This is a genomic window from Achromobacter sp. UBA4530 (genome assembly GCF_002388205.1).
Taxonomy (GTDB): Bacteria; Pseudomonadota; Gammaproteobacteria; order Burkholderiales; family Burkholderiaceae_B; genus Achromobacter; species Achromobacter animicus.
Genome location: NZ_DGMA01000042.1, coordinates 1 through 10766 on the forward strand (window position 1 = coordinate 1; position 10766 = coordinate 10766).

Annotated in this window: 8 protein-coding genes and 1 tRNA gene; 4 read left to right on the forward strand and 5 right to left on the reverse strand. The window is 65.9% G+C overall.

The window, feature by feature from the left end:
- The first annotated feature begins 393 nt into the window (after positions 1 to 393).
- Positions 394 to 1065, forward strand: a complete 672-nt coding sequence (locus tag B2W22_RS24695) for a lysozyme inhibitor LprI family protein (protein WP_175138865.1) — start codon at positions 394 to 396, stop codon at positions 1063 to 1065.
- Positions 1066 to 1187: 122 nt separating this feature from the next.
- Here the strand turns inward: B2W22_RS24695 and B2W22_RS24700 are convergent, their stop codons facing one another.
- Together B2W22_RS24700 and B2W22_RS24705 are read right to left on the reverse strand one after the other, a co-directional pair.
- Positions 1188 to 2210, reverse strand: coding sequence for a Bug family tripartite tricarboxylate transporter substrate binding protein (locus tag B2W22_RS24700; protein ID WP_414631268.1), 1023 nt, complete (start codon positions 2208 to 2210; stop codon positions 1188 to 1190).
- Between the two features lie 317 nt (positions 2211 to 2527).
- Positions 2528 to 3427: a LysR substrate-binding domain-containing protein gene (locus B2W22_RS24705; RefSeq protein ID WP_056569094.1), complete on the reverse strand. Its 900-nt coding sequence runs from the start codon at positions 3425 to 3427 to the stop codon at positions 2528 to 2530.
- A 152-nt stretch (positions 3428 to 3579) separates the two neighbouring features.
- Between B2W22_RS24705 and B2W22_RS24710 the strand changes: the two genes are divergently transcribed.
- The 3 genes from B2W22_RS24710 to B2W22_RS24720 are packed head-to-tail and all read left to right on the forward strand — an operon-like array spanning position 3580 to position 6578.
- Complete coding sequence (locus B2W22_RS24710) at positions 3580 to 4494, forward strand: SDR family NAD(P)-dependent oxidoreductase (protein ID WP_175123288.1); 915 nt, start codon at positions 3580 to 3582, stop codon at positions 4492 to 4494.
- A 9-nt stretch (positions 4495 to 4503) separates the two neighbouring features.
- The gene (locus tag B2W22_RS24715) at positions 4504 to 5364 is read left to right on the forward strand and encodes a MaoC/PaaZ C-terminal domain-containing protein (protein WP_175123289.1); all 861 of its coding nucleotides are present in this window, start codon (positions 4504 to 4506) and stop codon (positions 5362 to 5364) included.
- On the forward strand, positions 5361 to 6578 hold the full coding sequence (locus B2W22_RS24720) for a CaiB/BaiF CoA transferase family protein (protein ID WP_286939930.1): 1218 nt from the start codon (positions 5361 to 5363) through the stop codon (positions 6576 to 6578). The genes B2W22_RS24715 and B2W22_RS24720 overlap by 4 nt, the downstream gene beginning before the upstream one ends.
- Before the next feature lie 57 nt (positions 6579 to 6635).
- Here the strand turns inward: B2W22_RS24720 and B2W22_RS24725 are convergent, their stop codons facing one another.
- From B2W22_RS24725 to B2W22_RS24735, 3 genes are all read right to left on the reverse strand, one after another.
- On the reverse strand, positions 6636 to 8933 hold the full coding sequence (locus tag B2W22_RS24725; RefSeq protein ID WP_286939932.1) for a hypothetical protein: 2298 nt from the start codon (positions 8931 to 8933) through the stop codon (positions 6636 to 6638).
- 27 nt (positions 8934 to 8960) lie between these two features.
- Positions 8961 to 9032 (reverse strand) — tRNA-Trp (locus tag B2W22_RS24730).
- Between the two features lie 111 nt (positions 9033 to 9143).
- Positions 9144 to 10667, reverse strand: coding sequence for a fumarate hydratase (locus B2W22_RS24735; RefSeq protein ID WP_105237456.1), 1524 nt, complete (start codon positions 10665 to 10667; stop codon positions 9144 to 9146).
- Positions 10668 to 10766: the final 99 nt, after the last annotated feature.

Below are 10766 nucleotides of genomic sequence, written 5' to 3' on the forward strand. Positions count from 1 at the left end.
GCCCCAGGCCGACGCCGCACCGGGCTCGGGTGGTTTCAGCTTGGCGGGCGCTGGGGCGGGTTGAGTTCTTGAGGTTCTTGGCTGCGCTTGCGCGGGGTTGGAGCGTCTTGCGGGGCCCGCGGCCGGTTGGCCGCGCGGGCGGCCTCCGGACGCTTACGCGGTGTCTTGCGTCAGGGGATGACGCTTCGCGCTTGCCGAGGGCATTTCGCACTCTGGCGCCTGACGCCCTTGGGGCAGATTTCTGACGCCCTTGAGGTACATCCGCCGCATGACGGCAATCTTCGCAGGGTGTCCAGACACCTTCTCCGATGTGACGGCAACACCGGTAAACTGCGCGGTCATGCGGCGCCGGTCGGCGGCCGGACTTGTACATCCTCTGGAGAGCTTCACACCATGATTCGATATCTGGTCCTTTCGGCTTCGCTGGCGATGGCTGGCAGTGTTGTGGCCGCGCCCTCGTTCAATTGCGCCAAGGCTTCCACGCCGGTTGAGAAGTCTCTTTGCGGCAATTCGCGGTTGGGGGATCAGGACGCTGCCATTGCGCAGCAATACAAAGCCGTGCGCGATCAACTGGATGCCGAGGCGGCCAAGGCGTTGGTTGCCGATCAGAAGTACTTTCTGGGCGTGCGCGACAGAGCGTATGCAGAGCCCTACGTGCAGAGCACGCCTTTCCAGGCGCTTACCGACACCATGCGATATCGCTTGGAGTTTCTGAAGGCGATCAATCCTAAGCCGGCTGATGGATTTGTCGGCAAGTGGAGGAACATCGAAGGCGAGATCGAGGTGACGCAGAATTCGCGTGGCGAGTTTCTGGTGGCGGCGAATTCGGCGCGGCCGTATAGCGGGAACTGGGTTTGCGATTTGAGCGGCCGGGGCATTGTGTCGGGTGACACGCTGACGGTGATCTATCAGGATGGACCGCCCTGGTCGCTGACGCTCAAGCGCCGCGGTGCGGTGCTGGTGACGGTTGAGACGCCGCCTGCCGGTGTGAAGAATGAGGGCTTTGGGCCGCCGTTTTGTGGCATGAACGGCAGTTTGTCTGGCAACTGGTTCGCAGTGCGCTGATCACCACCGCGGTTGCGCGAGTGACCTGATCCGCAATCGCGCGCCGCGTCAGGTCACTCCTCGGGTGATGTCGGCAGTGCCGACCAGCGCGGTTCACGCTGATCTTCACGATTCCGACTGGATTACTCCAGCTTGATGTTCGCGGCCTTGATCAGGTCGCGCCACTTTGCGATTTCGTCGCGCACGAATTTACCGAATTCCTCGGGTGAACCCGGCTTGGGTTCCGCGCCGGCGGCGATCATTGCCTTTGCGGTGCTGTCGTTCGACAGGACCTTCACCATGTCCGCGTTGATGCGCTTGACGATGTCGGGCGGGGTGCCTTTGGGCGCCATGACGCCGCTCCACGAGTAGGCTTCGTAGCCGGGCAGGCCGGATTCGGCGATGGTGGGGATGTCGGGGACCATGCTGGATCGTGTGGGGTTGCCGACGCCCAGCGCGCGGATCTTGCCGCCTTTGAGGTGGGGGACGGCGGAGGGGCCATCGGCGAACATGACTTGCACCTGGCCGCCGAGCAGGTCCTGCATGGCGGGTGCGCTGCCGCGGTAGGGGACGTGCTGGATGCGTACGCCGGCCATGGCGTTGAAGAGTTCGCCGGCCAGGTGCGTGCCGCCGCCGGTGCCGGAGGAGCTGAAGGACAGCTTGCCGGGGTTCTGTTTGGCGTAGGCGATGAGTTCGCTGACGGTGTTGACGGGCAGCGATGCGTTGACGACGAGGACGATGGGGAATACCGCGGCCATGCCTACTGGCACGAAGTCGGTGGTGATGTCGTAGCTGAGGTTGTTGCGCAGGCTGGGCAGAACGGCGTGGTGGATGGAGGCGAAGAAGAAGTTGTAGCCGTCGGGCTCTGCTTTCGCGGCGAACTGGGCGCCGACGATGCCGCCGGCGCCTGATTTGTTGTCGACGACGGTGGGCACGGACCAGAGTTGGCCAAGGGGCTGCGTGGTGAAGCGTGCGGTGGTGTCGACGGGGCCGCCGGCGGGAAAGGGAACGATGAAGGTGACGGCGTGGCCCGGCCAGGTGGCGGCGCGGGCCCAGGATGGAAGCATGGCGGCGGCGCAGGCTGCGCCCAGCCCCGCGAGGACGCGGCGGCGGTCTTGATGAATCACGGCAGTCTCCTGAGTTTTGTTCTGGTCACGGCTGGACATCGCGTGCTGCCGCCCGCCGCTGTTTTTTATTATTTGCCGAATGCGGATCGACGCCGCTACGTATTTGCAAAAGCCCCTCTTTCGCGCTGCCGGAAAGACGGACTGCACGCCCGGCGATCTCGCGGTGCGGCCGGGCTACGGCACACGGGCTAGGACATTCTGATCAGGGCAAACCCCGACCCGGTGCATTCAGGTGATCGACCGCGGGCGTTTCAGCGTCGCAAGCGCACGACGACGACGCGGGCTGCCATGGGTGGCGGACGCCTTATCTGTTGCAGGCGCGATTGGCTGCAGGCGTCGTGTCTGTCGCGGCCCCCTTACTGCCCGCGTGCGGCGCGTTGCACGTGGCCGATGAAGCACTCGGCGAAGCTGGGCAGGTCGCGGCCGCGCTGGCGGCACAGCAGGCGATCGCGCAGCGCCCAGGGGTCATCCAGTTTCAACACGTGCAGGAAATCAGGGCGGCTGTAGCGCGCCGCGCACGCGCGCGGCACGACGGCGATGCCTGCGCCGGCCTCGACCATGCGGCACACAGCTTCGAAGCTGCCTACGTGGACGCGTTGGCAGATGCGCTTGCCCAGGCCGCTGGCGATGTCTTCGAGGAAGGTCTGGATCGCGCTGTCCGGGTGGATGCCGACGAACTGGTAGGCGTCCACAAGGTCGGCGAAATGCGCGGTCTTCTGTGCGGCCAGCGGATGGTCCAGCGATGTGACTACGGTGAGTTCGTCGCGGAACAGCGGCGTGACGTCCAGGCCTTCGACGTCGATGTTGCCGGCGACAAGGCCCAGGTCGCCGGCGCCCGCGCGGATCGCGATGACGATGTCGCCGGAAATTTTTTCCTCGAGCTCGACGTCGACGTCGGGGTTCTCCGCAAGGAACGTGGACAGCGCATCGGCCAGGAAGGAGTTCGTGGCGGTGGTGTTGGCCAGCAGGCGCAGGCGGCCTTTCAGGCCGCTGGCGTAGGGCTGCAGATCGGCGTTCAGGCATTCAAGCTGGCGGAAGACGGCATTGGCGTGCTTGAGCAGCACCTCGCCTGCCGGCGTGAGCGCGACGCCTGTGGCCATGCGCACCAGCAGACGGGCCTTGAATGCCTCTTCCATGTGCTTGACCCGCGCGCTTGCCGCAGGCAAGGACAGGAAAGTGCGTTCCGCAGCACGGGTCAGATTGAGTGTTTCGCCCACGTTCAAGAACAAACGCAGGTCCGTCAGATCATGTCTCATGTTCCACCACGCAGAAGGGGGGCATTTCTAATTTTGAATTCTTCGAATGCCGGGTCGAATCTACCATGAGGCCATGCCCATGAACCAGACGGGTTGATGCGGAACTGTTTTCCACAGACGGCGTGCGCGCCGCAGCACAGGAGTCAGAAGCAATGAGCGGCTTGGTATCCGGAAAGGTGGTGATCGTGACGGGCGCGGGCGGCGGCATCGGCCGCAGCGTGGCGCTGGCAATGGCCGAGGCGGGCGCGAAGGTCGTGGTGAACGACATCGGCGTGTCGCTCACGGGCGAAGGCGGCGCGGACGGCCCCGCGCAGGCGGTCGTGAAGGAAATCGTCGAAGCGGGCGGCCAAGCCGTCGCAAACACGGACAGCGTGGCCGCGTACGACAGCGCCAGCCGCGTCGTGCAGACGGCGATCGATGCATTCGGCCGGGTGGACGCGGTGATAAACAACGCGGGCAACCTGCGCGACCGGGTTTTCCACAAGATGAGCGAAGCCGAATGGCGCCAGGTGATCGACGTGCACCTGAACGGCTCGTTCTACATGAGCCGCGCGGCAGCGCCCTACTTTCGCGAACAGGAGTCTGGCGCCTTCGTGCACATGACGTCCACCTCGGGCTTGATCGGCAATTTCGGACAGGCCAACTATGCGGCCGCCAAACTGGGCATCGTCGCGTTGTCCAAGTCGATTGCGCTGGACATGGCGCGCTACAACGTGCGGTCCAACTGCATCGCGCCGTTTGCCTGGAGCCGCATGACGAGCTCCATTCCGGCGGAGACCGACGAAGAAAAGGCGCGCGTCGAGAAGCTGAAAAAGATGGAGGCCGGCAAGGTGGCGCCGATGGCCGTGTTTCTGGCCAGCGACGCGGCCAGCGAGATCACGGCGCAGATCTTTGCCGTGCGCGCCAACGAGATCATGCTGATGAGCCAGCCCCGCCCGCTGCGCACGGTGCATCACAGCGAAGGCTGGACGCCGGAGCGCATTGCCGAGATCGCCGCGCCCGCGATGCGCAAGCACTTCTACGCGTTGGAGCGTTCGCCCGACGTGATCGACTGGGATCCCATCTGAGGCCGCCACATGCCGTTGGACTATGCAACCGTGAAGGACTGGCGCTTTGACGATGTGCGTCAGCGTTATGAACAGAAGGACACGATGCTGTATGCGCTGGGCATCGGTCTGGGACAGGATCCGGAAGATGCGGGACAACTGCGCTACGTATACGAAAAGGACCTGCGCGCGTTCCCGACGATGAGCGTGATCCTCGGCTACCCGGGGTTCTGGGTGAGCGACCCGCGCTCGACGGTGGACTGGGTGAAAGTGGTGCATGGCGAGCAGCGGCTCACGTTGCACGCGCCGCTGCCGGTGTCGGGCGTCGTCACCGGCAAAACGCGCAACACGCACGTGATCGACAAGGGTGCGGACAAGGGCGCCATCATCGTCAGCGAACGCACGCTGCACGACGAAGACGGGCAATGCCTGGCCACGCTGCGCTCCAGCACGTTCTGCCGCGGGGATGGCGGATTCGGCGACGGCGATGCCAGCCCCGAGGCCCTGCCCGCCGCGCCCGATGGCGACCCGGAACTGCGCTGCGAGCTGCGCATTCCGTCCAGCGCGGCGCTGCTGTATCGCCTGAACGCCGACCGCAATCCGCTGCACGCAGACCCGGAAGTCGCGCGCCAGGCGGGTTATCCCCGGCCCATCCTGCATGGCTTGTGCTCGTACGGCGTGGCCGCGCATGCCATCGTCAAGACCTTCTGCGACTACGACGCGGCGCGGCTCACCAGCCTGAATACGCGGTTCTCGGCGCCCGTCTATCCGGGCGAGACGCTGCAGTGCGACATGTGGCGCATGCCGGATGGTCAGATCCGTTTCATTGCCCGCGCGAAAGAGCGCGGCATCGTGGTCATGAGCCACGGCACCGCGACGGTGCAATCATGACGCGCCCGCCTCCGCTTGACGGCATCCGCGTGCTGGACCTGTCGCGCATCCTGGCCGGCCCGTGGTGCACGCAAAACCTGGCCGACCTGGGCGCCGACGTCATCAAGATCGAACGCCCGCGCGTCGGCGACGACACCCGCGCGTGGGGACCGCCCTTTTTGAAGGACGGGGATGGCCAGGACACCAACGAATCGGCGTATTACCTCAGCGCCAACCGCAACAAGCGCTCGGTCGAAGCCGACATGGCCACGCCCGAAGGCGCGGCGCTGATTCGCGAACTGGCGGCGGTCAGCGACATTCTGGTCGAGAACTTCAAGGTGGGCGGACTGGCCAAGTACGGGCTGGATTATGAAAGCCTGAAAGCCATCAACCCGCGCCTCATCTACTGCTCGGTGACCGGGTTCGGCCAGGATGGTCCGTTTGCGCAGCGGCCCGGCTACGACTTCATGATCCAGGGCATGGGCGGGCTGATGAGCATCACGGGCGAGCGCGACGACCTGCCGGGCGGCGGGCCGCAGAAGGCGGGCGTGGCGGTCACCGACATCGTGACCGGCATGTACGCCACCGTAGCGGTGCTGGCGGCCCTGCAGGAGCGTCATCGCAGCGGTCAGGGCCAGCATCTGGACATTGCGCTGCTGGATAGCCACGTGGCCCTGCTGGCAAACCAGAACTCCAACTACTTCAACTCGGGCGTGGCGCCCACGCGCGCCGGCAATGCGCATCAGAATGTGGTGCCCTATCAGGTGTTTGCGGCCAGCGACGGCCACCTGATCGTCGCCACGGGCAACGAATCGCAGTACCGCGCCTACTGCCGCGCCATCGGCGTGCCGGAGTTGGGCGACGATCCGCGCTTTGCCACGAACCGGCTGCGCGTCACCAACCGCGTGGAGCTGATCGGCATCCTGACGGACATCATGCGCGAAGGCCGGCGTGATGACTGGATTGCCAAGCTGGAAGCAGTGGGTGTGCCATGCGGGCCGATCAACGACATCGCTCAGGCGTTTGCGCACCCGCAGGCGCAGGCGCGGCAGCTGCGTCGCGACATGCCGCATCCGGCGGGTGGCGTGGCGCCCGTGACGGCCAGTCCGTTGCGGTTTTCGGATTCTCCCGTCGTGTACCGCCGCGCGCCACCGATGCTGGGCGAGCATACCGAGGAAGTGCTGCGCGACGTGCTGGGCAAGTCGGCGGAGGTGATTGCGGCGTTTCGGAAGTAGGCTGGGGGGAAGGCGCGGCAGAACGCTGCGGCGTCACCCCCGGCATCGCCGCGCGGCTCAGTGCATGCCGTCGAGCAGCCAGTGGCGCGTGTTGAACCAGCCTCGAAACACGCGCGCGCCTTGCGGGCCGGCGTCATGCTGCGGCAGCCGCTGGCCGCCTGCCGCCACGTGGAGGCCGCGAATCACGGGTTCGAAGCGATCGCGAAACGCCCTGCTCTGCGCCCGGAAATGCGCATCCATGGCAGCGATCGTCGCGGCCTGCGCCCCCTGCGGCAGCATCGACAGAAAGAACAGCACCTGCCGCCATGCGTAGGCGGTGTTGCGGGTCATCCGCACACACGCATGCCAATCGTGGATCTTCATCTGATGGCGCGCGCAGATCCATTCGAAACCGGCCATCGCCATGCGTCCGTACTGGTCGCGCAGCCTGTCATCCAACCCTGCTCCCTTCACCAGCACAGCAAGATTCTGCGTCGTCAGGATCTGCTGCTGCTCGATCACCATGCCGTTGGCGCCCACTTGGCCGAATCCTGGCTGTACGCCGGCGCGCGTGATGCAAAGCCGGTCAAACGCATCGGCGTCGGCGTCCTGGCCACGTGATTTGCGCGGCAACGGCAACGCCAGCACCTGGCGGGCGTCGATGTCGAAATAGCGGGTGTACAGACAGTCGCCGAGCAGCGCCGCCGCGCATTGCGCCGCCTCGTGGAACTTGCGTCCGAATCGCCCCATGAAGATGTCCGCCGCCACCTCGTCCACCAGCGGCAGCGTCCATTGCGCGCGCTCGGCAAGCGCATGCAGTTCCTGCAGCAGCTTGTTCGGCACGGGCGCATGCGGAAATGACGCCAGCGCGAGTTCCGCGATTTCCGTCAGCGCGGCGCGCGCCGCGTCGGCGTCCTGCCGCGCGGGATGCCGCAGATTCTCCAGGGCCGCGATCCAGGGCAACCGGTCGAACGAGGCCTGCCGTTCAAGATTGACCAGGAGTAGCGATCGGCGCCGGCGGAACGCGCGATAACAAGCGCTGTAGAGCGTGCGCAATGCGGCATCGTCAAAGCCGCCGCTTTGCAGACCCGACGTGATCTGCGGCGTAAGCGTCGCCAGGAAGTCCGACGAGGTGATCAGTTCCCGCGTCACCAGGTCGGCCAGCGTGCCGCTCTGGCAGCGCTGCGCGCGCCGCGCGATGGGCGCCGGCACCTGCACGCCCGGCGGCATTTGGCGCGTTGCGGCTTCGTTCGCGCTCATCGGCGCCAGCACCGGGGCCAGGTCGCGCACGCCGGCCGTCGGCGGATGATTCCGCAAGCGAGCGGCCACCAGGCGCGCGATCTCATGGAATCCCACTGCGGAAACATCCTCGCGCTGACGTTGGCGCAGGGCCTCGTGCTCCGCTGACCCGGGCTCGCCATGCGCGGCCACGAAATCGCGGACGATGCGGCGTATGCGGCCGACCTGCCTGCCGGTCAGGCTGGCAGCGTCCTGCGCGCATTGCGCCAGCAGGCCGAAGAGCTCGCGCTTGTGACGATGTCTGCGCGACGTGCCGATCGGCATCTGGCCGCTGTCCTGGGCGGCATTGATTTCGTTCGTCAGCGCCTGCGCGCGTTGACGCCAATCCTGCGGATAACGCCGGCACGGCCAATCGTCTTCGACCGTTTCAAGGAACAGCGCGACGGCGCGGTCGTAAACGGGCAGCAGGTTCTGGACGGCCGCGCGCTGCGCCGCGATGCGCGGCTGCGCCGGAAGGGTCGACAGTCGGGCGGCAACGTCGCCCGCCGTGCTGACATGGATGTCGGCGCCCGACGCCTCATCGGCCGGTCCGGGCGCGGGGAAGAATCGCAGCCGGTCGAAGAACGGCGCCACCACCGCGACCAGTTCCCGCGCGGCGTCGCCAAGCCCTTGACCCAACAGCCACGCCACCACGGCCAGCGCAGCTTCTTCCGGCACCTCGATGCGATAGTCGCCACGCGCCAGGCGGCCTTGCAGCTGCGCGACACCGGCCTCGCTGAGAAACCAGGCGTTCAGATCCCGCCGTTCGCTGCCCGGCGTGATGCCGGAAAGCGTCGCCGCCAATTCGCGCTCGTAGGGCGTCAGGGGTCCGCCGGCAAGCAGATCGCCCGTGGCAAAGCCGCCGGTGGCGACGTCCAGCGTCACCCAGTCGGGAATGCCGGGCAGCGGCGTGGCGGAACCATAGCTGGCCGAACCGTCCAGCGCATGCGCCAGCACCTGGCGCCAGCGTTCAACGCGCACGGCCGCGCGCTCGCGCACGGCGGGGTCCGGGTGGGTCTTGAGGGTCAGGAAGGCTTTGGCGAGCATGGCCGCGGCATAGCCGCCACCCGCCCCGTGCGCATCCGGCGCGTCATCCATGCTGCGTCGCTTGGAAAAGAGGAAGGGATCCGGGAGCTGGATTCGAACCAGCGCCTATCCGGACTGGAGCCGAATGTTCTGCCGCTGAACTATCCCGGAACGACGGACGGAGTATATACATCGATTGCGCCGCGCACCCGGCAAAAAAACCCGTCAAAAAATTGGCCGCTGATGTCAGCGGCCAATTCAGGCTTCACGCAGTCATTGCGATCAGGCAACGGCAACCGGGATCTTGCCGATCTTGGCCTGCCATTCCTTCGGGCCGGTCGTGTGGACCGAGGTGCCCTGGGCGTCGACCGCCACCGTCACCGGCATGTCCTTCACGTCGAACTCATAGATGGCTTCCATGCCCAGGTCCGCAAAGCCCAGCACCTTGGCGCCGCGGATCGCCTTGGACACCAGGTAGGCAGCGCCGCCGACGGCCATCAGGTAGGCCGAGCCGTGCTTCTTGATGGCTTCGATCGCGACGGGGCCGCGCTCGGACTTGCCGATCATCGAAATCAGGCCTGTCTTCTCGAGCATCATGTCCGTGAACTTGTCCATGCGCGTGGCGGTGGTGGGGCCTGCCGGGCCGACCACTTCATCGCCCACCGGATCCACCGGACCCACGTAGTAGATGACGCGGTTGGTGAAGTCCACGGGCAGCGGTTCGCCCTTGGCCAGCATGTCCTGGATGCGCTTGTGCGCGGCGTCGCGGCCGGTGAGCATCTTGCCCGACAGCAGCAGCGTCTGGCCCGGCTTCCAACTGGCGACTTCTTCCTTGGTCAGCGTGTTCAGGTCGACCTGCTTGGACTTGTTGTAGTCCGGCGCCCAGTGCACTTCGGGCCATTCGGACAGCGACGGCGGATCCAGGCGCGCGGGGCCCGAGCCGTCCAGCTCGAAGTGCGCGTGGCGCGTGGCTGCACAGTTCGGGATCATGGCGACCGGCTTGGAGGCCGCGTGCGTCGGGAAGGTGCTGATCTTGACGTCCAGCACGGTCGTCAGGCCGCCCAGGCCCTGGGCGCCGATGCCCAGCGCGTTGACTTTTTCGTAGAGCTCGATGCGCAGCTCTTCCAGCTTGTTCTGCGGGCCGCGGGCCAGCAGTTCATACATGTCGATGTCTTCCATCAGCGACTGCTTGGCCATCAGCATGGCCTTTTCGGCCGTGCCGCCAACGCCGATGCCCAGCATGCCGGGCGGGCACCAGCCGGCGCCCATCGACGGAACGGTCTTGAGCACCCAGTCCACCAGCGAATCGCTGGGGTTCAGCATGGCGAACTTGGTCTTGTTCTCGGAACCGCCACCCTTCGAGGCGATCTGCACGTCGACCTTGTCACCCTGGACAAGTTCGACGTGCAGGATACAGGGCGTGTTGTCGCGCGTGTTCTTGCGCGCAAACAGCGGATCGTCCAGCACGGAGGCGCGCAGCGGATTGTCCGGATTCAGATAGCCGCGGCGCACGCCTTCGTCACAGAGCTCCTGCAGGGTGCGCTTGGTGTCAAAGCGCACGCTCATGCCGATCTTCAGGAAGACGTTGACGATGCCGGTGTCCTGGCACAGCGGACGCTTGCCCTCGGCGCACATGCGCGAGTTGGTCAGGATCTGCGCCATCGCATCGCGCGCGGCCGGGCTTTCCTCGCGCTCGTAGGCGCGCGCCAGGTGGCGGATGTAATCGACGGGGTGGTAATAGCTGATGAACTGGATGCCATCGGCTATCGACTGGATCAAGTCTTCTTCTTTAATGATGACGGACATGGCGATTTGCAGGTCTGGAGGGGAAACGTGAAAACGCGGCTGACCCGGTGATCAGCCGCAGTAGAAAAGGATTATTTTGCCGCCGGGCCGCCCCAAGGC

Excerpts from the sequence above, each read along its gene's own strand:
- B2W22_RS24725 (WP_286939932.1), bottom strand. The coding sequence starts at position 8,933 with ATGGATGACGCGCCGGATGCGCACGGGGCGGGTGGCGGCTATGCCGCG.
- B2W22_RS24700 (WP_414631268.1), bottom strand. The coding sequence starts at position 2,210 with ATGTCCAGCCGTGACCAGAACAAAACTCAGGAGACTGCCGTGATTCAT.
- B2W22_RS24710 (WP_175123288.1), top strand. The coding sequence starts at position 3,580 with ATGAGCGGCTTGGTATCCGGAAAGGTGGTGATCGTGACGGGCGCGGGC.
- B2W22_RS24695 (WP_175138865.1), top strand. The coding sequence starts at position 394 with ATGATTCGATATCTGGTCCTTTCGGCTTCGCTGGCGATGGCTGGCAGT.
- B2W22_RS24735 (WP_105237456.1), bottom strand. The coding sequence starts at position 10,667 with ATGTCCGTCATCATTAAAGAAGAAGACTTGATCCAGTCGATAGCCGAT.
- B2W22_RS24720 (WP_286939930.1), top strand. The coding sequence starts at position 5,361 with ATGACGCGCCCGCCTCCGCTTGACGGCATCCGCGTGCTGGACCTGTCG.
- B2W22_RS24715 (WP_175123289.1), top strand. The coding sequence starts at position 4,504 with ATGCCGTTGGACTATGCAACCGTGAAGGACTGGCGCTTTGACGATGTG.
- B2W22_RS24705 (WP_056569094.1), bottom strand. The coding sequence starts at position 3,427 with ATGAGACATGATCTGACGGACCTGCGTTTGTTCTTGAACGTGGGCGAA.